The sequence below is a fragment of the Actinophytocola sp. genome (assembly GCF_035762905.1).
Taxonomy (GTDB): Bacteria; Actinomycetota; Actinomycetes; order Mycobacteriales; family Pseudonocardiaceae; genus DASYTH01.
In genome coordinates, this window is sequence record NZ_DASUCC010000159.1 from 17,656 (window position 1) to 40,348 (window position 22,693).

Here is a 22,693-nt window from a genome sequence, read left to right on the forward strand (position 1 = left end):
CCGAGCGCCAGGAGAAACCACGGCCACCCAACACATACGTGCTCGTCGCCCGCTTCGTTGAGTTTCCGGGGTCCGATCGTCTGATCCCCCTCAGATGATCGGATGATTGCTACCTAAGCAGGTTACTCGAAGGTAACTACCACGATCCGTGGTAGCACGATGCGCCACCGGGCGTACCCCTACCCCTGCCTGGGGTACCTCCTAGGTACAAAAAAAATCACTGTACGAGCACACCCATCCGATCGGCCAAGGGCCGTAGGTCCGATCGGGTCAACGAGCTCTCCCGGCGCAGCAACTCCCGCACCATCGACCGCACCTCGACGTTGAACCGCAGCTCGTCAGCGGACTCGCGCTCCGCACGCAGCAGCATGTGCACCGCCGCCACATCCTCGCCGCGGATGCCGTACGCCCGGGCCAGCTCCACGTAGTAGGAGAACCGCCGCTCCACACTGGGCAGTTTGCTCACATCACACTGCTGTCCCGCCCGGATCGCCTCACCCGGCCGGGACAGCTCCACAGCCAGCCGCACCCGATGGATACCGACATTGGTCGGGCCGAACACGGTCCGAAAGTCGTTGCGCTCCCCCACCTTCGCCGCCACCCGATCGGCGACCTCCAAGGCGCACGCCACCCCGTGCTCATCGCCCAACCGCGCGCACTGCAGTGCGCGCAGCAGGTGCAGGGCACCGAAGATGCTCATCCGCTGGATCGGGGCGTCCGCCAGGGTCGGCTCCAACTCGGCGGCGGCGCCCCTGGCCAGGTCGGCGACCACCTCGGTATGCCCCTGCTCGGCGAGGATCATCCCCTGGTTCCACGCCGACGCGGCCTTGAAGTCCAGATCGTCGGCCTTGATCGCCGCCGCCATCGCGCGATCGGCCGCCAGCAGCGACACGTCGTGCGCGCGCACCCGCTTGGTGAACGCCCGGGTCAGGAAGTACAGCATCGACGCGCTGCGCAACAGGCTCGCCCGCTCCGGCCCGTCCACCACCGGAATCGTCGCCCGCACCTCGGTGATCAGATCCGGCAGCATGGCGCCGACCTGGTTGAACGGCCGGCGCTCCTGCCAGATCCCCCACGCCGTCCGTACCGCGGTGCCGAGCCGTTCGACATCGGGAGGCCCGGTGAGCCGGGGATCGAACGACACCATGGCCGCCCGGATCGCCGGCACGGTCTCGTGTCCGGCGGGCTCCTCCGGCAGTTCGCCCACCGGCAGACCGGTCAGCTTGTACAGATCCCGGACCCGCAGGATGCGCGCGATCTCGATCCAGTCGGAGAACGCGGCCACCTGCCGTTCCCCGGACTCCCATTTTCGCCACGCCGAGACCGTGCAGCCCTTGAGCTGCGCACATTGCTCCTGTGTCAGCCCGATCCGCCTGCGATACAACCGAATCCGCTCACCCGGTGGTAAGTCTGGCTTAACAGCCACCACAGCGCACCTCGCACAAACCGTCGGTTCGCATATGATAATCCGCCGGAGTCGCAAGTGCGATCATGCATACTGCTTTGTGCATGTCGAGCAAAAATATCGATTACCCGATGTGGTAAGTCGGTTACGCTGCGCTGAAAATGGGGCCCCGGACCGCACGGGGTCCGGGGCCCCAACTCGGGCGGGGTGCCCGACCTAGGCCGGTGCCTCATCACCCCTTCCACGCCGAGCGGTCCGCATGGCCAGCACCACCGCCAAGAGCGCGACCAGCACGGCCACCGTGGTGGTGACCGCGAGCACCCAGAACGTGGCGCTCGAAGGTGCTCCGCCCGCCGATGCGGACGCCGCCACGGTGTGGCCGGCGTGTGCAACCGCATCGGCGGAGCCGCCGGCGGCGATGACCAGAACCGGCGCGGGATGCTCCGGCTCCGGCCCGTTCGTCACCGGCTCGTCGATCCACCGCACCACTTCGCCGTCGGCATAGGTCTGGACGACCTTGAAGACCAGCCGGTCGGTCGTGGGCAGCGGACCAGCGACAATTCGGAACACCTCGTACTCGCCCGGCTTGACGGCCGTGTCCGGACCGACGGCGTTCCATTCGATCTCGCTGACCGCATCGGTCCGCTTGCCGACCCGGTAGATCCATCCGGGATGCGGCAGGACGGACACCGAGGCGATCGGCAGATCGGTCGGGAACGCCACCTGTAGCTTCACCGTGCTGGCGGTGTCGCTCTCGTTCGGCACCCGGAAGGCGATCTCCGCGTGACCACCCTGTACCGCGTCGTCGGAGTGGACGGTGACGTGTGCGCCGGCAACCGAACCGGTGCCCACGATCAGTCCGAACGACACGGCGAGCAGCACGCCCAGCCGGGCGAGTAGCCGAGGCATCGAACCTCCTTTCTGGCTACCAGAGCCTGATCATCAGAGTCCGCCGAGGCCTGGCGACCCGGCCGGAAGCACCCGGAAGATGCCCCACGCACCGGCTTCGGCGAAGGCCTGGCGCATGTCGCCGTACAGGTAGTCGCCGGTCGCCCGGGTGGTGCCACCGGCACCGCCGACCAACTCGATCTCGCCGGTCTCACCCGCCGTGAACGCCCGGGTGGGCAGCAACTGCGAGCGCCGGTCGCTTCCGCCGTTCCACATGTTCGGGTCCTGCGGGAAGATGTGCCCGCCGACGGAGAACATGTGGAAGCTGTCGGAAGCGCCGATGCTCAGCCGCATCACGATCGGATCGCCGGCGTTCGCCCGGAAGATCGGCGTTGCCGGGTCACCGAACTGGGTCGAGCTGAACGCGAACTCCCAGGCGGGGTCCGGGTTCGGTGGCGACGTCGTCAACCCCAGGCGCGTCGTCAACGGCGCGCTGGAGTAGTTGATGTTGGTGAACACCGGCGCGGTGGCCAGCGGGAACGTGTTGAATATCGGGAAGTCCGTGGGCTTACCAGCCCCAGCAACCACGTCGTGGTACTCGTGGATACTTCGGGTGAAGTGCTGGGCGTTGGTGCTGAGGCTCACGTTGAACTCGCGGAAGTTCCCACTCGACGCCCGGATGATCGCCTGGCTGGCGGTCCTCGTCGCGCCGAGTTGGGCACCCGTGGCACTGTCGAACCACGTCGCACCCCGGGGTTCCACGATCACCTGGCCGTAGCCGCCGTGCCGCATGGACGCCGTGCTGCCCAGGTTCTGGAACACCGATGTACCGAGCTGCCGGTCGGCCATGAACCGCAGCGTGATCGTCTGACCCGCGGCCACCGAGGTGTCGGGGTTGAGCCCGACCGCGGTGCCCGCCGAGGTCTGCGGGTTGTACAACAACTTCCCGAGATCGAACCCGGCTCTGGTACCTCCGTACAGCGTGCCGGCCGCGATCTGGTTCCGCAGGGTCACCTGTAGGCAGTCGCCCTGGTTCACCCGCAGCACCAACGGTTCGGCCCGTTTCGTGCCGGCTCTGATGGCAGCCATGTCGGACGTCAACGAGTACATGATGCCGTTGGTATCGGCCTGGGGGGCCGTCGGCAGTGTCTGGTTGAAGACCGACACGTCGTAGCTGCGCGTCGGAGCCGTGCTCGGGCACGGGTTCGCCGACGACGTGACGTTGCTCGACGACGGAGCCGGCGGGTTCGGGCCGGGTGTCGTCTGCGTGTCACCGGTGGCCGGGGTCAACAGCGGGAAGCCGGTCCCGCTCGGCGGTGCGGTCCGGTCCGGCAGCGGCTGCAGGTCCGATCGCCGCCGGTCGTGCACCCTGAAGATGCCCCACCCCCCGGATTCGAAGGCGAAGTTGCGGGTGCTGTAGTACAGGTAGTCGCCGGCCATGCGTGCCGGACCACCCGCACCTCCGTCCAGGACGTAGTCGAACCGTTCCGATATGCCGGTGGTCGCGGCGTCGACCAGTTCACCATCGTTGTTGAACCGCTCTCTGGCGAACCGGTGACCCTGGAACCGCAGCGCTTCGATCCGCTCACCGAGCCCGATCGTACGGATCACCACCGGATCACCGGCGTACGCCCGGAACAGCGGCGTTCGCGGATCCCCGTACTTGACCGAGGAGAACACGTACGGGTCGACCGCGGTCACCGTCGCGGTCACCGTGTTCGCGGCCGTCGGATCGTTGACCCGGCTGGTCGCGTTGCGGCACAGCTGCGCGCCGCTGAACTCCTGTCTCTGCATGGTGTTCGTGCCCGGCGGTGTTCGTTCGCCGATCGGCTCCGCTCTCAGGTTGATCGAGGCTTCCTCGCATTCCTGCCCGGCGTTGCGGGTTATGCGGCCGAGGTCGGTTCTGTTCAGCTCTGCTCTACCGCGGCGACCGTTGTGCAGGAAGACCATGAACTCCCGGAACGCGCCGCGCACCCCCCCACCGACGGTGTTGGTGGTTCGGATGTCGACGATGGTGCCGCTGCGGACCTCGGCACCGGTCTGCGGGTTGTGGTACGTCGAGCCGCGCGGCTCGATGATGTGCGCCGCGAACAGACCGTGCGCCCACGACTGGATGCCGTTGACGTGGTCATGCCAGAACACCGTTCCACTGTCCACATCGGAGTACCAGCGGGACTGTACGAACTCGACGGACACCGGCTCGCCCGCCGCGTGGGTGGAACCGAGCCCACGGTCGAGGGTGAGTGTGGTGCCGTTGATCGCCGTGATCCTGCGGATCTCGATGTTCGCCCGCCCGCTGCCGACGGCGATGAAGATGCCCGTCCGCAGGTTGGTGACGTTGGTGACCGCGACCTGGGTCGCGTTGGCCGCCGTCGCCGTGGTGATGGTGCGGGCCTCCAACTGGTTGGGGTACACCGACTGCTCGTAGGAGAAGCCGGTGATCACGCCGTCCGAGCTCTGTGGGTCGAACTGCACGAAGTGCGTGTGCATGTTCACCTTGGGCTGCCGGACCGGATCCATCTCACTGGTGAGGGTGAGCGCGACGCAGTCCCCGGTGTTGGACCGGATCGTCAGCGGATCCGGCGCCTTCACACCGTTTCTGGCGTCGTCGAGCACCCGCTGCTTTTCCTCGTTGAGGACGAACACCGTGCCGTTGGCATCGGTCTCCCGGTGGGTCATCCTGATCGGAACGCTGATCCCGGTGACGTTGTAGGTCTTCACCGGGGCGCCGGCCGGACACAGGCCGTCGGGTCTGGTCGACGACGTGGTGTCGCCCAGCCAGGCGGTGCCGGTGTGCCCCGCTCCGGAGAACGGTGGTCGCATGCCGAGATGGGGTCTCAGCATCGGCCAGGCCGGCCTCCCGTTGTTCGGGTTGAACTGGATTTCCGGTCTCGCGCCGGGTGTCGGCGACTGGTAGTTCGGCCAGACCTGCGTCGTCTCCGGCTCGCCCTGGTACACGTTGCCGGTCCGCTGCCAGTCCCACACCGTCGCGTCGTTGTTGTTGAGCCGAACGCCGCGCGGCGGGATCTGGCGCTCGACCAGATCGGACAGCAGCACCTGGCTGCTCGACGGGGTACCAGACGCGATGACGGTTCTACCCTCGATGGTCCGGCCGACCAGGCCCTGCGAGTTGACCGCGGTCGGCGGTGCCGATCTGCCGGGGATCACCGCCAGGTTGGACTGTCTGGTGTCGAACACCCGCCAGAACGACCACATGCCCGAGATGTAGTGGTGGGCGATGTGGCAGTGCCACAGGAAGTCGCCCGCCGCCTGCTGGCAGCCGCCGGCTCCGCACTCGATCCTGGCGTCGTAGCTCTCGCCCGGGCCGAGGGTCTGCGAGTCCAGCATCACCGACGAGGCGTTGTTCGGCGGGTTCTTCTGTAGGCCACCGGCGAAGTTGTTGGCCACCGCGTTGGGGTTCAACGGCCAACGGTCTCCACCGCCGTGCAGGTGGTGCACGTGCAGCGTCGACGCACCGGCGTGCATGAGCCGCATCTTGGTCGGCTCACCGAGGTACGACCGCGGCATCGGGGTCGCCGGGTCGCCGTTGGTGTACGAGCCGTAGGCATGCGACTCGGCCGCGTCGATCGAGGCCTGGTCCTGCAGCCCGCGGCTCGCCTGCAGCAGCAGCCGGCGGAAGTGCGACTCACTGCGGTAGTTGAGCGCCCGGGTGCCCGGCCGGTAGCTCTCGGTACCGGCGCCGCAGCTGCCCACCGGACTCTCGTCCGACATGGGGAACGGGTCACCGACCCCGAAAGTGTCGCTCGCTATGGGGCAGCCCGGAAGCACGCCGCCAGACTCCCGCGGCGGCAGCCGCAGGCTGGTCATCTCGTTGCCGATCTCGTGGTACATGATCGCGAACTCGCGGAACGCCGTGCCGCTGCCCGGCCGGATGATGGCCGAGAAGCTGTTGAACGTCCGGTCGTTCGTCCGGTCCGCACCGGTGTCCGGGTCGAGGAAGGTCGACCCGGCCGGCTCGGCGATGATCGCCCCGAACAGGCCGTGCAGGGTCAGCTCCGTGGAGTCGCCGCCGCTGCGGAACACCCTGGCCCCCTCGCCCATCAGCGGGTCGAGGAAGAACCGGTAGGTGTGCGAACCGCCCGGTGGCACCATCACGTTGGTCGGGTTGTTGCCGACCGCCTGCCCGCCGTCACCGGCCGCGGCGTCGAAGGCCACACCGGCGACGTCGATCGAGACCGACGGCACCCCACCGGGTTGGGTCACCACAGGGTTCCCGGTGATGCCGGGGCCCCAGCGTGGTGGCTGGGTGAGCTGGTTCTCGAGCGAGATCTGCACGCACTCGCCCACCCGGGCCCGCAGGATCAGCGGCTGGATCGGGTCCTGGCCGAGGCCGGTGGACACCTTCGCGCCGCTGCCGTCCGAGCCGACCGCCGCGTTCGCCCGCAGCGCGGCCTCCTGCGCCCGAACCTCGGGGAGCTTTTCCCGTTGCACGTACATGAAGCCCCACGGGTCGTGGTCGCCGAACCGGTTCACCGTGATGTCGACGTTGATCGCCACCACGTTGAACGAACGAACCGGCACGGTGCCGCAGCCACCGACATGGGCGGCCGGGGCCACCTCGTCCGGTGGGGCGGCCGAGGCGGTGCCGACCGACACCGGCGCGAGGAAGGTTCCCGCGACCAGCAACGGAACCGCCAGGAAGGCCGTCGCCAGGTATACCGGCCGACGCCGCCCCTCGCGCGGCGCCGGCACGTATGCCTGAGTGGGCCGACCAACGATCGCCAGCACGGCCAGGCCCACGAGGAGCACCACCGGCTGTGCCGCGGCCGCGTTCGCCAAACCGTGCGAGGCGAGCCCGGCCAGGTCGAGCGCGACCGCGTGGTGGGCGGCATGCGCCTCGCCCCCGGCCACGCCTACCCACTGATGCAGCGGTGTGAGCACCGCGGCCAACGGCGCGAACAGCGGGACGAAGAACAGCGCAAGCAGCGCCGCCGTGGACAGCGGCGCGGCCCAGCCCGCGGTCAGGCCGAGCTTCGCCGCGCTCCGCGCGGCCAGCCAGACCGCGGCCGCCACCAGCGGGACGGTCAGCGTGAAGTCCAGCAGCACGCCCAGCAGGTGAGCGGATTGCACGCCGCCGGACAGCATCGCACCGCCATGCCGGGACAGCGTCACCAGCAGCGCGACCATCAGCGTGAGAACGACGCCGCCCTCCTGCCCCGAGGGGGAGAAGGACGGCGTGTCGGGATCGACGTCGCGGGGCAACGCCGGATGGCGGCCGGGTCTCCGGCCGCTTAGGTGAGGCATAGCACCCCTAGGGGCACTATGGTCGGACGAATTCATCAATTTTCCCCTTTCCCATCTACCGGCGGCGTGAAGTTAACGCCGCCGGCGACGAAATTGTGGCAGGATACCCCTAGGGGATATAGGTCATTGGCCATGCGAATGGCCGTGGCCGCCACTCGCTGTATCCATCGGCAGCGCCAGTCGGGTGATTTTGTCGCCGCGCTTCCATTCGATCCATGCCGATTCGGCCAGATCGGCCGGCGGGAGGTCGAAGAAGAGGATGCCTTTTACGGCGTTGCCGGCCGGCAACCTGGGCAGTTCACTGAACGTGTCCGTCTGGGCCGGGATCGACCTGCCGTCCTTGCCTGCGCGGAGCGTGAACTCCTCGGCCGGACGCATCGGCCGGGTGCCCGAACTCGTGTTGGTCACCGTGACCTGCACGGCTAGGCGCTGGTCATCGCCCTCCGGCATGCCGGGCATCATGCCCGCCGGCATCTGGTAACCCGGTGTGGTGCCTGACATGTCGTGGTCCATCTCGGTCCACGTGGCGGTCTCCACCTGCGTGGTCAGACTGTCCATAGTGGCCACCGGACCGGCCTCGACCATCGGCTCGGAGTTCGGTGCGGCGAACAGCTGCACGCCGCCGACCACCGCCAATGCCAATGCGGCCAGTACGACGAGCACGATCCTGGTGCGCGGCGAGCACATCTGAAACACACCTCGATATCCGGCAACTGGTGACCACACAGGAATGAATGCCGGCCACCGAACGGGGCGAGTAACGTGGGGCCTGTCGGGGAATATTTTGTAACGGGGGCGGGGTTCTTCGAGAATAGTTGACGTCGGGGTTTCGGCTGGAATAGCCAGAATCACTTAGGGATCCCGAGCACTACCTAGTATAATCCGCCTGGCGCGATGGGATGGGATGGGTGGGATGGGATTTAGCATTATGGCTCGGGATCCTTCGACCAAGCTGCCGAGAGACGTCTACATCGCCGCCGTCGCCAGGGGAATGTCCACGCTCGGCACCGTGGTCACGGTCACCGCCCTGCTGCTTGACCTGCACGAGCGTGGCGCGGGCTCGGGGGTCGTCGCCGGCGTCCTGTTCGCCGGCACGCTGCCGATCGTGCTGCTCGCTCCGGTCATCGGCTTACTGACCGACCGCTACGACAGCCGCGCAATGATCATCATCACCGGCGTGTGGCAGTCCGCCACCTGCGTGCTGATCGCGTTCGTCACTCATCCGCTCGCGGTGCTGTCGCTGGTCGCGCTGAACGCCTTCGGCGCCGCGGTGGCCCAACCCGTGATCGGCGCGCTGATCAAGGCGATGGTCTCCGACGATCGGCTGGCCGCGGCGAACAGCGTCCAGAACGGCGGGCACATCCTCGCCCTCCTCGGCGGTCCGGCCATTGGCAGCCTGCTCACCGGGCTCACCGGCGGGGCCCGGATTCCCCTGCTGCTTGCCGCGGCCGCGTTCCTCGCGATCAGCGTCACCGGGCTGCTGATCCGCACCCGCCGCCGGCCGGACAACAGAGATGGCAAGCTGCGCCTGCGGGACGGGATCACCGTGCTGTTCGCCGACCGCGCCCTCGCGGCATCGGTCATTCTGGCGATCCTGCTCGTCATCGTGGTGCACATACTCTTCGTGGCGCAGGTCTATCTGATCCGGGATACCTTCGGCGCCAGCGAGTTCGTGTTCGGACTGCTCCAGACGGTTGAGACGGTCGGGTTGCTCATCGGCGTCGTGGTGGCGAGCCGGATGACCACCGTGCGACGCATCCTGATCGCCATCCCGCTCGGGGCGGGCACGCTGTCCGCCAGCATCCTGCTCGTCGGTGTGGTCCAGTCCCTGGCGGCCACCTTCCCGCTGTACCTCTTGATCGGCGTCGGAACCAGCGTGCTCTCGGTGTCGGTCGGAACGCTGCTGCTGCTGCGCACACCGGAGGCCGCGATCGGCCGGGCGCTGGCCAGCTTCACCGCCCTGCACCGCAGTGCCGGGCTGCTCGCCTACGGCTTCGCCGGGTTGACCCTCAACCTGTTCTCCGCCGAGCTGGTATTCATACTGGCCGGTGCCGGCGCACTGCTCATGGTGCTCGCCGCCATCCCCGCGCTGCGCCGGGCCGCCGTTGCGGAGGCCCAGCCGGCCCCGCAGGAGCCGGCTGCTGACCGGTAGTTCCAGGGATGAAATTCAGAGGTAGCTTTCCAATCCCCCGTCGCGGCGGATGTCCAGCGTTGAACAATGAAATGCTCCGGCGTACAGCCGTGAGTGTCGAAGCTGGGTAGGCACCGGCGTAAATCCCGCGCGCTCGAGCGCTCGAATGGTATTTACGGCATCCTTGTTGATCATGACCCGCTCCGCGTCGATCGAGAAGACGTTCATGCTGATGCTCTTGCTGGCCAACATGACTTCTGCGTCGACCGCTGTGGCGGGCGGCTCATCGGCGAAGACGATCATGTCCCATTTCTGGAGCGCGGGCGGCATCAACTGATCGCGCTTTTCGTATATGCGCCGATGTATGAGGAAGGTGCCGGGGCGAAGGGGAAGTAGTACCCCATCAATATGGTGGTCCGTGAACCGCACCTGGTGCACCGTGAAACGCTCACCAAGGTGACGCTGCAACCAAATCGCCCCTAGAATGTGGTTCTGAGTTGAGACGTTGAACAATATGTCGGTCCCAAGCTTGAGACACTGAGCCCCGTCAAACATGATCTCGAAATTGTTCGCATCAGATTCTGGCGTGCTTTCGTTGAAATATGACCGATCGAAGGATTCCTCGAGCATCCGGGGCCTGGGCGCCACGGTCCATCGGGCCCCGCGCCTGAAGTAATCCAGGAAGAGATGCTTGACGTGGTCGTTCTCGAAGTAGCGACCGCGCATCATCGGTGAGGTTTCGATGATCTCGTCACCTATGACGAGGAATTGGTCGCGAACATTCCCGCAGGGTGTCGTCACGTTCACCCAGTCCGGTGTCTTGAACTCCTGGACAGTAGTCATCGGCAGGGGCCGCTTGACGGTGACGTCGAAGGATTCAAGCACCTTGGCGACGCCGTCAAGATCCTCCGCACGCTCCTCTTCGATTCGCTCCGGATAGGTGCGCATGTCCTCGGCGTAAACGTTCAGCTTGTATTTCTGAAGTTTCTGTACGCCGAGAAATATGTTGTCGTGGTAAAATGAGCGGAAGGAGAGTTCCACGTCGTCCAAGCTTTTAGGAATTGTGTAGTTCCGAAAATCGCCGACGATGACCTCTCGGAGGCGGTCCCATTCGGTAAAGGTGCTCACTGGACTGTCGGTCATTAAAGATCCTCCTTGAACTTGCGGCGAAATGGGACTATAGTTACGCGACTACCCTGCCAGTGATCGTCCGTCACCCACGGACCTAACTAATAAGAATAGTTCACGGCGGGGATCCGGCCGGAATGGCCAGATTCACTTAGGGAGACCACGAACACCTAGTAAACTCACCCGTGGTTACCCGGACGGGAATTGCATTCGCCAGCAGGTTCCAGAACGGCGGCCGCGCGGCCGGGCAGGAACCCGCCCCGGCGCAGGTCGGACAGGCTGTTGCGGACGGCATCGATCACGAAGTCCACGTCGGCTTCGGTGTGCGCGGTGCACAGGAAGAGGTTGCGCCGATCCCAGACGTGCACACCCTCCAGGATCATGTGTTTGAACAACAGCTCCAGATCTCCCCTGTGCACCAAGCGGAACAGCGAGCCGAAGTGCTGCACGCGGAGCGGGAACTCCTCGGCGGCGAGGAAGTCGTTGAGCGTGCCGGCGAACCGGTCGGTCCGGGCGTTGAGTTGTTGCTGGAGCCCGGGTCCCTGGTCCCGCAGCCAGGTGAGCACCGTCCGCGCGGCCACCATCGACACCGGATGCTGGATGTAGGTTCCGGCGAAGAAGATGGTGTCGTCGCGCGGCGCGCTGTCGTCGCCGTACTGCCAGAACCCGCCGTCGATCCAGTCCATGATGTCGGCCCGGCCGGCAATCGCCCCGATCGGGTAACCGCCGCCGATCACCTTGCCGTACGTGGCCAGATCCGCCCGAACCCCGAAGACGCCTTGCGCACCTTGGGGATGGGGTCGGAAACCGGTCAGCATCTCGTCGAACATCAGCACGATGCCGTGCCGGTCGCACAGCTCGCGCAGCGCCCGCACGAACTCCACGGGTTGGCGCTCCGGGTGCCGGCTGGGCACCGGCTCCACCACGACCGCGGCGACCCGGTCGGCGTGGCGGCGGATCACCTCGAGGCTCGCCTCGTCGCCGTAGGTCAGCACCAGCGACTCGGACACCGCCGAGTCGGGAATGCCCGCCGAGATCGGAACGGTGCGCGGTGCCGCGCCGTCCGGCACGGGGCGTCCGAGCACCGGGTCGAAGTGGCCGTGGTACGAACCCTCGAAGGTGACGATCACGGTGCGGCCGGTGAACGCCCGGGCGAGCCGGAAGGCGCCCGAGTTGGCCTCGGTGCCCGACGTGACGAACGTGACCCGGTCCAGCCCGGTCATCTCGCACAGCAGCTCGGCGGCCTGCCCGGTCTCCTCCCCGCGCGGCCCGAGCCGCATGCCGTCGGCCAGGTAGGCGTTGACCGCGTCGGTCAGGAACTGCGGCTCGTGACCGAACAGCAGCGTGCCGTGGCCCATGGTGATGTCGACGTAGGTGTTGCCGTCCACGTCCTCCAGGACGGCGCCCCGGGTCCGGCGGGCCGCGATCGGGTACAGCAACTCCTTGGTGGCGCTGTGGAAACCCACGACGGCCCGAGGATCGGCGAGAAACCGCCGGTACCGCTGGGCGAGCCGTTTCGAGTTCGCCGTCCGGCGGGTGTACCGGTCGGCCAGGTCGGCGAGGTGGGCCCGCTGCCGCTCGTCCGGGCTGATCACCAAGTGATCCACAGCTGCTCCGGTTGTCGATGGTTGAGCGCCGGTTTGAAGCGAACGGGCTGCCCGTCGGCGAGGCGCAGCCCCGGCACCCGGCGGGCGAAGGTTTCGAGCATGATCCGCAGGGTGGCGCGGACCACCGGTGCGCCGAGGCAGAGGTGGCTGCCGTACCCGAAGGTGAAGTGCTGCGTCCGCCGCCGGGTTATGTCGAACTCGTGCGCCCGTTCGACCAGTGCGTCGTCCCGGTTCGCCGAGCCGAACATCACGATGAGCTCCGTGCCCTCCGGCAGGTCGACGCCGCCGATGGTGACCGGTCGGGTGGTGATGCGGGGGAAGGTCTGCGCGGGCGGGTCGTAGCGGCAGATCTCCTCGACCGCGCTGTCGATCAGATCCGGTCCGGCCAACAGGGCCGCCCACCGGTCGTAGTCGGCGAGCAGGTAGTACATGCCGGTCCCCAGGATCGACGCCATGGAGTTGGTCGATCCGATGACGCCGGAAAGGCTCCAGAGCAGCTCGCAGGCCCGCTCGTCGGTGAACGGCGCGTCCTTCGGCGCGAGTTCGGCGACGACGCTGCTGATCAGATCGGACCGCGGCTCGGTTCGCCGCGCCCGCGCGTAGCTGACCAGTATGTGCTGGAAGCGGACGAACCGGCGGGCGTGGTCGACCTGCTCCCGCGGGGACAGGGTGCCGCTGCGTAGCAGGGGTGAGCCGGCAAGGCTGCCGTCGTACACGACCTGGTAGTCGGACTCGTCGATGCCGAGGAGCCGGGCGAGGACCCGAAACGGCACCGGACGGGCGAAGTGCTCCATGAAGTCGGCGGTTCCGGCGGGCAGCATCTCGTCGACGAGCGCGTCGAACTGCGCTTCGATGAACGGCTCGATCCGGCGCACCCCCTTGACCCCGAGGCCCTTGATGAACGGGGCGCGCAGCCGATCGTGCGCCGCGCCGTCGGTGTTGAGCAACGCAGGGGTCAGCGGGTAGCCCTTTTCCAGCTCGGCCATGCATTCGGGCGCCAGGGTGGCCGTCAGCGGGCGGATGGCGTTCGCCGACGAGAAGACGTCGGGGTGCGTGAGCACGTGGCGGATGTCCTCGTACCTGGTGACGACCCAGGCCTGGAACACCGGCGAGTAGAACACCGGCTCCTCGCGGCGGGCCTGGGCGTAGAACGAGTACGGGTCGTCGAGGTGCGCGCCGAGCGGATCGTAGCTGGAACCGATCCCTGTTGCGGTCATGGCGGTTCTCTTTCCAGAACGGCTTCGAAACCCGCCCTAACTCAAGCGGGTCAGACGGTCCAGCCCGGCCTCCAGCCCGTCGTCCGGAGGCGGTCCCGCGACCAGCGTGAGGTGCGAGCAGTCGCCGCTGCCGCGCGCCCGCAGCACCGGCCGGGGGATGGCCTCGATCGCCGGCGTGATGAAGCGCACGATGAGGCCGGTGCGCCGCTGCGCCGAGCCGTTGGCCTTGGAGCTGTGGATGATGTTGCTGTGGTGCAGGGACATCTCGCCCGCGCGCAGGGCAACGTCCACGGCCTGAGCCTCGTCGACCTCGACCGCCACCTCGTCGCTGTTACGCCGCATGTCATGCACTTCGCTCGATTGCACGTGCGGGAGGATGGCATTGCGGTGCGAGCCGGGCACCATCCGCACGCAGCCGTTCTCCGGCGTGCTGTCCCAGAGGGCGATCCAGGCGGTCGTGTTGGGCGTGCGGTGGATCCCGGAGCTGGTGCCGTCCTGGTGCCAGGTGACCACCCCCGGGTCACCGGCCGGTTTGGTGAGCACCATGGTGGCATAGATCAGCAGGTCGGGTCCGAGGATCGATTCGACGGCGTCGAGCAGGACCGGATGGGTGACGAGGTCGGCGGCCCAGCGGAAGGCGAGGTGCAGCTGCGGTACGCACTTGGGATCGTCCAGCCGCTGCTCCAGCTCCAACAGCGCCGCCTGGCAGGCGGCGACCTCCCCGGTGTCGAGAACCGGCAGGGGGTAGAGGACGCCGTCGCGCTCGTAGCGTTCCAGCTGCTCCGAAATCACCTGTGTCATGACGGAGCCCTCAGATGCTGTTCCGGAAGTAGAACTCCCGGCACAGGAAATTGGTCTTGCCGCTGTCCTTGGACCGCAGGAACAAGCAGATGATGGTCAGACCGTGGTTGGAGTTCGCGCAGAGCAGCGCCTCGATCTCCCCGAGATCGTAGGTAGCGTGCCAGGCCGGTTCGTTGATGTTGTCCCAGTAACCGACGGCCTCCACCTCGCCCCAGTCCTCCGGCTCGCGCGCCCCCCGGATATGCACGAAGCACCGGCCGTCGATCTCCTTGAAGGTGTACCCGGCGATCCACTTCGTGTCCGCATAGGTGTTGACCCAGGTTCCCTGGAACGGGTGGCGGCCGGGAGCCGGACCGACCACCCGCCCACGCCGGCCGAAGAACTCCCGGGCGAAGTGGGGGCACCGGTCGCTGCCGTCGTGGAACGACGTGAAGGACTGGATCACCGTGACGCCGAACTTCTCGTTGGCCGCGAGCTCGGTTCGCACGTCACCGAGTTGGTAGCTGGCCACCCACCCGGCCAACTTGGTCGTACCGCTGAACGCGTACGGATGGGCCTCCACCTCACCCCAGTCGACCGGATCTTCGGTCGGCGCACCATAAATCCGGACGAACAGGCGGCCCTCGCGCTCGTTGATCTCCGCCATGGCGATGTGGTCGGTGTATGGCTTGGTGTTCTCCCAGGTGCCGAGGACCGACGCGAGGTCCGGCCGGGCGCCAACCAACTGCTTGCCGTCCGCCCGCATCGTCGGCCCGGACATGCCGATTGCTTGTGCCATGTCACCCTCCATGAGTTCAGACTGATTCTCGTTCGGTCAGGCCACCGTCGCCGGACTTCGGCGAAGCGCCAGTGTCTCCAACGCGGGCACCAGCGCCGCGGGAGCCGGCTGGGCCATGATCTCGGCACGCAGGCGCAGGGCCGCGGCTTGGTACGCCGGGCCGGCGAGCAGCGTGCGCGTAGCCCGGCGAATCACCGCGCGGGCGCCGGGCTCGTCCGCGAACTCGTGGTACCGCAGGTGGATCCCGGCACCGGCGGCGGCGAGCCGGTCGCCGACGTAGGCCGAGTCGGGACCGCGGGTCACGATCAACTGTGCGACGCCGAACGCGGCGGCGGTCAGCGACGTCGCGTCGTCGCCCGGATGCACGACCAGCGCGCAGTACGGCAGCAGCAACTGCAACGGAAGGGCGGTCACCGGCGTCACGTTGCCCGGAAGCTTGCCGAGCCGCCGCACCGCCTCGTCCGTGGTGGCCAGGATGACCTCGGCGTCCACGCCACCGAGCGCGTCGAGGGTCAGCCGGCAGACCGACCGGCCCGCCGTGACGCAGATCCGCGGGCGTCCGGTGAACCTGGCCCGCCAGGCGGTCAGTGCGCCCGGCCCGTGGTACGGGACGTACCGCACCTCGCGCCACGGGGTGCGCACCGGCACGCGCAGGCTCGGCGGAGCCGGGTCCACGGTGATCGTGGGCGGCCCGTCCGGGCCGGTGTCCATCGGGGGTGGACCGAAGCCGGTGAGGTGGCGGACGTTCCGAACGCCGAGCGCCGAGGCGACCGCCGCCCCGCCGGAGCCGGACTGGTCGTGTACCACCAGATCCGGCCCCCAGTCCCGGGCGAACGCGATCGCATCGTCCACACCGGACTCCACCACCACGACCGGAAGTCCGGTGTGGACGATCGCGTCCGAAAGGGTCGGCGCGGCGGCCACCCGCACCTGGTGCCCGGCCGCCCGACAGGCCCAGGCCAATGGGACCACCGAGTACAGCCACCGCCGGTCCGGGCACGGACAGAACAGCACGCGCATCAGCGCACGCCCGCCCGCTCGCGCGCACGCACCATCGGCAGCACCTCCGCGCCGAAGAAGGTCATCTGCTCCAGGTCGGGGTGTCCCATGAACAGGAACTGGTTCACGCCGATCGCCTGGTACTCGGCGAGTGCCTCGACGATGTCATCGGGCGAGCCCACCAGCGCGATGCCGGGCGGTCCCAGGTAGGGCACCGCCCCGGTCCACAGGTACCGGGTGGCCCAGTCGGACTCGCGGGACGCCATGTCGTAGGTCGCGGTGTAGCCGACCGAGTCGGTCCGGGCGCGCATCGCCCCGTGCAGCTGCCTGGCCTGCTCTCCGGCGGACGCGATCAGCTCGTGCGCGGCGTCGATCGCCTCGGCCCTCGTCGGCCGGCAGAACAACGAGACCAGCAGCCCGACGTCGGTCCCGCTGTCGAGCACCGGCCGGATCCGCTGCGCCAACCGGTCCGGTACGTCCGGGAAGGTGAGCAGGCAGTCGGCGTGCCGGATCGCCAGCGCGATCGCCTGGTCGGAGTTGCCGCCCAGGTAGATCTCCGGCCGGCCGTGCACCGGCGACGGTCCGTCCACATCGGACACGAACGGCGTGTTGAGCCGCGCGCTCTCCACCCGGTAGTGCCGGCCGGCGAAGTCGACCGGACCGTCCCCGCGCCACAGTGCGTGGCAGACGGACCAGAACTCGTCGGTGCGCTCGTAGCGTTCGTCGTGCGGCAGGAAGTCGCCGTAGTAGCGCAGCTCGTCCGGAACCCGCCCGGCCACGATGTTGATGGACACCCGACCCGAGGTCAGGACGGACAGCGTGTTGATCTGCTGGACGAAGTAGGTCGGCGACAGGATGCCCGAGCGCACCGCGACCAGGAACTTGATCTTCTCGGTGTGCCGGCCGAGCGCGGCGGCGTAGGCCACCGGATCCGGCCTGGTGAAGCCGAACGCCATGAGCAGCGACTCGATCCCGCAGGCCTCGGCCTGCCGGCAGAAGTCGACGTGCCCGGCGATGTCCGGCACACCGCTGACGCTGGCCAGCGTCCGGGACCGCCGCAGGCGTTCGCCCACCGAAGAAAGGCTCCACATGAACCGTGCCGGCCGAGATGTCCCGTTCATGGTCAGCGCCCCTCGTGGACGAGGTCGCCGGTGGCGACCAGTGGTTCGGCTGCCTCCCGCTCCCTGATCTTCGGCAGGACCGCGGAGCCGAACATCTCGAGCATCGGAAAGTCCGGTCGGCCCTGGAACATGAACTGAGTGACGCCGATCCGCCGGTACTCGAAGATCGCGTCGACGATCTCGTCCGGGCTACCGACCAGAGAGATCGACTGGGGGCCCATGTACGGAACCAGCCCGCAGAACAGGTAGGGGGTCAGCCACGGCGACCGGTCCTCGGCCATCCGGTAGATGGACTCGAACCCCACCGACTCGCTGGTCATCCGGCGCCAGTCGGCCACCGCGGCCTTGCCGGCCTCGCCGGCGTTCTCGGCCAGTCGGTAAACGTGGTCGACGGCCTCCTCGTGGGTCGGCATGACCACCAGGTTGCAGGTGACCCCGACCTCGATGCCGCCCGCCAGCGCCGGCTCGAGCTTCGGCGCGAACTCCTCCGGCGGTTCGATCAGGCGCAACTGGCAGTCCGCGTGCTTGATCGCGAGTTGCTGGGCTTGCTCGGAGCTTCCGCCGATGTAGATGTAGGGCCGGTGCCGATCCGGCGAGACGAACGCCTGGTTGACCCGGGCACCCTCGACGCTGATGAACTCCCCGGCGAAGTCGACCGGGAACTCCCGGCGCCACAACGCATGGCAGATCGTCCAGAACTCGTCGGTGCGTTGGTAGCGCTCGTCGTGGGTGGAGAAGTCGCCGTAGTAGCGCAGTTCCGCGGAGCCCTGGCCGGACACGACGTTGACCTCGACGCGCCCGTTCGTGAAGGCGGACACGGTGTTGATCTGCTGCACGAAGTGGGTCGGGGAGATGACCGCGGCCCGAGACGCCGGCATGAAGTTGACCCGCTTGGTCACCAGCCCGAACGCGGCGGCCAGGACGCACCCGTCCGCCCGCTGGAACCCGATCGGCAGCAGCAGCGAGTCGATGCCCAATTCGTCGGCCCGCCGGCAGAAGTCGCGCTGGCCGTCCAGATCCGCGACCGGGTTGACCTCGTTCCTGGGGTCGGCACCTCTGCGTCGGTTCGCGACGCCCGAGCCCGGCAGGCTCCAGTGAAAGCGCATATGTCGACTTTTGGCTGGCATTGTTCGCTCCGAACGTGCACATGACGATAACCCGCGCCTTGGCGCGGTCATGGAAGGTAGCAGTTTTCCGGCTGGAAGTAGGCGGCGCGATCGCGTGTCCTGGTCACCATTACATTGTCCATTACACCTCGCAGCTGTGCACGAACTCGCGGCTGAAATTGCTCGACCGGCCGCTAGGGTCGGAGCCGCCGTCGAAGGTCCGGACCAGTAGCGCCCTCCTGCTCGCGCAGTTCTATACGAACCCACCTCGACGGTAGGCCGCGGTTCGCCTGGCCAACATGAGGCGTTCTTCCTAGGACGACCGGACCCCCCTAGGTAGTTTTGACAGGCGGTATAGACATGCGAGTCACGCATACCATGGGTAACATCATCATGACAGCATGAATACGGCGCCGGGCGTACGGCGCCGACCAGTCGAGGCCGAGGAATCCGAGCCCGAGAGCGAGGGCGAGCCATCGGCCGAAACAACGCCAACAATTCCATACTCGCGCACAGCCGACAATGACCGTGCGGGCTATTGAACGGCTACCGGAAAATCAGGGTCGGGGTCGGTGGACCGCTGTTGTTGTTCGGGCTTGCCGCCGTCCACCCTGGTCAGCGAGATGCCGGCCACCGGGCCCATGGTCCAGCAGTCCAACGCCAAGGAAAGCATGTCACTGTGGCGCCACCGCGATCGTGACGCGGGCACGCGCGAATCCGATTCGCTGGTCATCGGCACTGCGCTCTCCCATCCCGTTCGGCCCCGAGCGCCAAGAGAACCCGCCGACACCCACCGTGGCGGGCCGACAGCCCGCATCCGCTGAATCTCCGGCACCCGATCACCTGAAACCCCTGCAGGTGGTCGGGTTGATTGCTACTTAAGCATGTTACTGCGGAGTAGCTGCCACAAACCGTGGTAGCACGACGTACCACACGACGTAACGCTACCCCTGCGCGGGGCACCTCCCAGGATGGGGCAAGCAGGGCAGCACCGCCACCGCTCACCTGGCACGACCGACGGTCAGCTCCGGCCAGGCCCCTCGGCGGGACCGAGGGCCTGGCCGGAGCACCTGGAGCCGGCCGGCGGGTGGCGTGCGGGTATCCGCCACCTACGCTCTGCTGACCGCGTACCCGGACGCGACCGTCTGCCTCGCCCCCGGGCCGAGGAGGTCGGACAACGTTCCAAATCCGTACCGTTGCGGGCATCGGGTCGCGCCGATGTCACGGCCCGTCAGGCGATGTTGCTTGAGGTATTCCTTGCCCAACTGTTCCTGGCCCCAGCGCACGATCCGGTCGATGGTCGGCGTCGGGACCCCTACAATTTCACAGATACCGCGCGTGCAGACCAGGCCAAATGGAAGGTCTTCGGCCAAGAACCGATGCTCGAAGTTGGGCACGAACTCTCCTGGCCGCACTTCGACCATAGGATGCCTGATGTTCACGTACGCCGCGTTCGTGCCGATAGCGGTCATCAGGTTGCGTTTATCCCTGATATCCGGCCCATATGCGTTGATGAACCAATCATGGATCGGGATGACATTCGAAAAGTCCACTTCGGGATGCGTCGCATTGATCTTCTCAGCTACGGCGATCATTTCCCGGCCGATCTCGCTGATGAGGAACGCCGCGTACTCGTCGATCGCCTCATAGAGCAACGGCCGCTGGTCGAGCGGGGAACCATCCCAGTCCTTCCATCGACCGTACATGGTCGCCGGATGGACGATGGCGTTCATCGACTCCAATGTGATGCCGAGAAGGTGCCCGGCCACCGTCAGCGCCGGCCGTTTTCCCAGCAGTCGCTGCAGTATCGACTCGGGATCTCCGACCCGGCTGGGCCCTGCGCACTCCCGTTTCGCTCCAGAGATGGACTGCTTCACCCCGGAGACATAGGCGCGCCGGCCGAACTTCTCGATCCGGCACGCCCATGGCAGGGTGGCGAAGTCGATCAGCGTAACCTCGTGCTGTCGATCACCGAGCAGCCTTCGCACCTCGAAGTCGAACCCGCATTGACCAGGCAGCCCGACGATCACGGCGCCGCGTTCGAGATACGGAGCTAGCGCCGAAAGGTAGCTGTGGTGGGCAAAAGCCGGAAGAGACACGATGACCATGTCACAGCCGCGGGCCGCCTGCTCCGGATCGCTCGTCACGACGAACGGTGGGGAAGTGACCTCGTCACCTCCTCCTGCGATCGCAACGGTCAGGCGATGATGCCGCTGGGTGTCCGTCCAGGCCCGCGCCTTTTCGGGACTGCGGGTGTAGACGCACAGTTCGACATCGGGTTGTGACGAGATCAGGCCGGCCAGAACATGGGACGCCGCGCCGGTGCCACAGACGAGAACACGAAGCCTATGGTCAGTCATAACTGCTCAGCTCCAATGCTGAGTTGTTTTAGGACGTTCGCCGCCCAGACAGTTGGATAGCCGTCGCGGCTAACATTGAAGGTAGCGATCAGGTTTCCCTCGGTCGGCGTGCCGTACACGGCGATATCCGCGTTCGCGACGCCACGTTGGTCGATCACATATTGGGAGTCCTTGGCCATGTCGATCGCACCGGTGCAGTATGTGCCGTCCGCGGCACCGGCCGACCCGTTCGTGAACTCTCTGATCATTCCTCGCCGGCGTAGACTTTGGTACAGCGGCGTTACATCGCGAAGGATCTCAACCGTTGGATACCTGGCATCCACAAGTACCTCGAACTGCGCCGACGTCGCCGGCGGCGAACTGGTTCTGAGCTCGAAACGGCCCGTGGTGCGGCGTGTGAGCAGTCGAGGATTTCGTGCGACACTGAAGTCGATCAGCCCCGCCCTGTGCAGGGCGAGAAGTTTCTCGATATTGACAAGGGGCGGACCGAAAACCACCCGCTTGAAGAGCGGAAAGTAGTATTCGATCAGCAAACGATGGGAATCCGGCGTAAGTCCACCAAAGGCGACGAACGGCTTCAGCGTGGCGCGAACCTCGTACCACATCGAAACAGCCGCTCGCGCAGGGTCGGCAACCAGTCCGGCACGTGCGTAGTCGATCTCCTGCTTCAGGTAGTTTTCGACAAACGAATTGTACTCCTCTCCGGTGTTGAATCGGCGCCCACCGATCGGGTCCAATATCCGACCGTAACTGAAGGGCTCCATGTCGGGATGCAGGGCCACATATCTATCGATGACCTGCCTCATCGCACGGGCGTCGGCACCGCACTCGTCAAGCTCTTTCCGGTCGCGCGGATCAGACATGGCTGTTCTGTAGAACTGCCGCTCCATCTCGAGCTCGACAAGCGGCCAGACGTCTTTCTGCAGGTCGAGCCGTCCCCCTGGCGAATGTCGCTGCAACTCCGTCAGCCGGTCAGAGGTGACGAATGCCAGCGGCCGCAAGGCGCTCGGATAGTCCCACGACTTGGGTGCCATGGGCAGGCCGGTGCGACAGAAGGGGAAGATCGTTTCCGGTTCTTGTCCGCTCATCAGGTAACGGAGCTGTCCGTCAGCGTCGCGTTTGAAGATCCCGCCCCGGCCTTCGGTGAGTGCGAGCACCACATCCAGGAAGGTCAGTCCGATGCCCTTCATCGCCACACATGCCGCGGCCGGGATACTGCTCAAATTGTCCACCACCGGGTAGGCATATGGTACGTAGGACACCCGGTGATGTTGGGCGGCAAAATCGCGGTAATGACGTTCTTGTCGCCCGAGACGCACATAAGAGTGACCGGTGGTCAGCACGATCTTGTGTGCGATGAGCCTGTCCCGCCGGCCCTTCGCGTCGACGAAGTACAGACAGTATCCGTCGTTGCCCGGAACGATATCCGTAACCTCGGCGGTGAACTTTGACAGTCGCATCCCTCGCGGGATGCTGGCGGCCACTCGTCGAAACCCGTCGCAGAGGTATCGACCGACAACGGCCCGCGGCGGGAAGCTTTCCGGGTCAACCGGCGCCGCCGGCCGAAACTGTGTGTTGTTCCAGTGGATGAACCTCGACCCCGCCGGCCGGGTCGCGTCCGTGGCGTCCAGACCCCAACCGTTGATCTCCTTCGCCCTGCCGTTGGACAGCAACCATGATGGTTGGTCGGGGTCATAGATCGGCGAGCTACCGAAGTGGGTCGACTTGTTGAAGACCGCTACCTGGAGTCCCGTAGGCAGGGGATCGGCGGCATACGCCGCGCAGAGCGCCTCCAGGCAGTACAGCCCCCTCGGCCCAACTCCCACGATTGCGACGGTTGGCATCACCGGCTTGGCAAGATCTGTCTCACCGCCCACCTGAACCGCC

At 66.7% G+C, this 22,693-nt stretch carries 15 protein-coding genes; 1 reads left to right on the plus strand and 14 read right to left on the minus strand.

The genetic code is table 11. The features are described from left to right. Positions 1 to 217: 217 nt before the first annotated feature. The 4 genes from VFV67_RS35370 to VFV67_RS35385 all read right to left on the minus strand — a co-directional run bounded on the left by VFV67_RS35370 (position 218) and on the right by VFV67_RS35385 (position 8,245). Entirely contained in the window at positions 218 to 1,429 is a 1,212-nt protein-coding gene (locus tag VFV67_RS35370; RefSeq protein ID WP_326475080.1) for a helix-turn-helix transcriptional regulator, read from the minus strand. A 192-nt stretch (positions 1,430 to 1,621) separates the two neighbouring features. Continuing rightward, entirely contained in the window at positions 1,622 to 2,314 is a 693-nt protein-coding gene (locus VFV67_RS35375; protein ID WP_326475081.1) for a YcnI family protein, read from the minus strand. A 33-nt stretch (positions 2,315 to 2,347) separates the two neighbouring features. Beyond that, positions 2,348 to 7,516, minus strand: a complete 5,169-nt coding sequence (locus tag VFV67_RS35380; RefSeq protein WP_326475082.1) for a hypothetical protein — start codon at positions 7,514 to 7,516, stop codon at positions 2,348 to 2,350. A 165-nt stretch (positions 7,517 to 7,681) separates the two neighbouring features. Continuing rightward, positions 7,682 to 8,245, minus strand: coding sequence for a hypothetical protein (locus tag VFV67_RS35385; protein WP_326475083.1), 564 nt, complete (start codon positions 8,243 to 8,245; stop codon positions 7,682 to 7,684). Between the two features lie 241 nt (positions 8,246 to 8,486). Between VFV67_RS35385 and VFV67_RS35390 the strand changes: the two genes are divergently transcribed. Next, complete coding sequence (locus VFV67_RS35390; RefSeq protein ID WP_326475084.1) at positions 8,487 to 9,710, plus strand: MFS transporter; 1,224 nt, start codon at positions 8,487 to 8,489, stop codon at positions 9,708 to 9,710. A gap of 15 nt (positions 9,711 to 9,725) precedes the next feature. Here the strand turns inward: VFV67_RS35390 and VFV67_RS35395 are convergent, their stop codons facing one another. The 10 genes from VFV67_RS35395 to VFV67_RS35440 form a co-directional block, all read right to left on the minus strand. Further along, positions 9,726 to 10,832: a glycine amidinotransferase gene (locus VFV67_RS35395; protein ID WP_326475085.1), complete on the minus strand. Its 1,107-nt coding sequence runs from the start codon at positions 10,830 to 10,832 to the stop codon at positions 9,726 to 9,728. A gap of 164 nt (positions 10,833 to 10,996) precedes the next feature. Continuing rightward, positions 10,997 to 12,424 carry an aspartate aminotransferase family protein gene (locus tag VFV67_RS35400; protein WP_326475086.1) on the minus strand — a complete coding sequence of 476 codons (1,428 nt, stop codon included), beginning with the start codon at positions 12,422 to 12,424 and terminating at the stop codon, positions 10,997 to 10,999. Further along, on the minus strand, positions 12,409 to 13,641 hold the full coding sequence (locus VFV67_RS35405) for a cytochrome P450 (RefSeq protein WP_326475087.1): 1,233 nt from the start codon (positions 13,639 to 13,641) through the stop codon (positions 12,409 to 12,411). Before VFV67_RS35405 ends, VFV67_RS35400 begins: the two co-directional genes overlap by 16 nt. A 36-nt stretch (positions 13,642 to 13,677) precedes the next feature. Beyond that, positions 13,678 to 14,442 (minus strand): phytanoyl-CoA dioxygenase family protein, encoded by a 765-nt coding sequence (locus tag VFV67_RS35410; protein WP_326475088.1) that lies wholly within the window; start codon positions 14,440 to 14,442, stop codon positions 13,678 to 13,680. 10 nt (positions 14,443 to 14,452) lie between these two features. Then, positions 14,453 to 15,220, minus strand: coding sequence for a hypothetical protein (locus VFV67_RS35415; protein ID WP_326475089.1), 768 nt, complete (start codon positions 15,218 to 15,220; stop codon positions 14,453 to 14,455). A 36-nt stretch (positions 15,221 to 15,256) separates the two neighbouring features. Continuing rightward, on the minus strand, positions 15,257 to 16,240 hold the full coding sequence (locus VFV67_RS35420) for a nucleotide disphospho-sugar-binding domain-containing protein (protein WP_326475090.1): 984 nt from the start codon (positions 16,238 to 16,240) through the stop codon (positions 15,257 to 15,259). Beyond that, positions 16,240 to 17,292, minus strand: coding sequence for an LLM class flavin-dependent oxidoreductase (locus tag VFV67_RS35425; protein ID WP_326475091.1), 1,053 nt, complete (start codon positions 17,290 to 17,292; stop codon positions 16,240 to 16,242). Before VFV67_RS35425 ends, VFV67_RS35420 begins: the two co-directional genes overlap by 1 nt. A gap of 50 nt (positions 17,293 to 17,342) precedes the next feature. After that, on the minus strand, positions 17,343 to 18,446 hold the full coding sequence (locus VFV67_RS35430) for an LLM class flavin-dependent oxidoreductase (RefSeq protein ID WP_326475092.1): 1,104 nt from the start codon (positions 18,444 to 18,446) through the stop codon (positions 17,343 to 17,345). Between the two features lie 1,109 nt (positions 18,447 to 19,555). Next, complete coding sequence (locus VFV67_RS35435; protein ID WP_326475093.1) at positions 19,556 to 20,806, minus strand: NAD/NADP octopine/nopaline dehydrogenase family protein; 1,251 nt, start codon at positions 20,804 to 20,806, stop codon at positions 19,556 to 19,558. Beyond that, entirely contained in the window at positions 20,803 to 22,683 is a 1,881-nt protein-coding gene (locus VFV67_RS35440) for an FAD/NAD(P)-binding protein (protein ID WP_326475094.1), read from the minus strand. The genes VFV67_RS35435 and VFV67_RS35440 overlap by 4 nt, the downstream gene beginning before the upstream one ends. Positions 22,684 to 22,693 lie beyond the last annotated feature (10 nt).

What these genes read in the sequence shown, in the direction of transcription:
- VFV67_RS35375 (WP_326475081.1), bottom strand. Translation starts at nt 2,314, where the DNA reads ATGCCTCGGCTACTCGCCCGGCTGGGCGTGCTGCTCGCCGTGTCGTTC.
- VFV67_RS35385 (WP_326475083.1), bottom strand. Translation starts at nt 8,245, where the DNA reads ATGTGCTCGCCGCGCACCAGGATCGTGCTCGTCGTACTGGCCGCATTG.
- VFV67_RS35390 (WP_326475084.1), top strand. Translation starts at nt 8,487, where the DNA reads ATGGCTCGGGATCCTTCGACCAAGCTGCCGAGAGACGTCTACATCGCC.
- VFV67_RS35395 (WP_326475085.1), bottom strand. Translation starts at nt 10,832, where the DNA reads ATGACCGACAGTCCAGTGAGCACCTTTACCGAATGGGACCGCCTCCGA.
- VFV67_RS35405 (WP_326475087.1), bottom strand. Translation starts at nt 13,641, where the DNA reads ATGACCGCAACAGGGATCGGTTCCAGCTACGATCCGCTCGGCGCGCAC.
- VFV67_RS35410 (WP_326475088.1), bottom strand. Translation starts at nt 14,442, where the DNA reads ATGACACAGGTGATTTCGGAGCAGCTGGAACGCTACGAGCGCGACGGC.
- VFV67_RS35415 (WP_326475089.1), bottom strand. Translation starts at nt 15,220, where the DNA reads ATGGCACAAGCAATCGGCATGTCCGGGCCGACGATGCGGGCGGACGGC.
- VFV67_RS35420 (WP_326475090.1), bottom strand. Translation starts at nt 16,240, where the DNA reads ATGCGCGTGCTGTTCTGTCCGTGCCCGGACCGGCGGTGGCTGTACTCG.
- VFV67_RS35430 (WP_326475092.1), bottom strand. Translation starts at nt 18,446, where the DNA reads ATGCGCTTTCACTGGAGCCTGCCGGGCTCGGGCGTCGCGAACCGACGC.
- VFV67_RS35435 (WP_326475093.1), bottom strand. Translation starts at nt 20,806, where the DNA reads ATGACTGACCATAGGCTTCGTGTTCTCGTCTGTGGCACCGGCGCGGCG.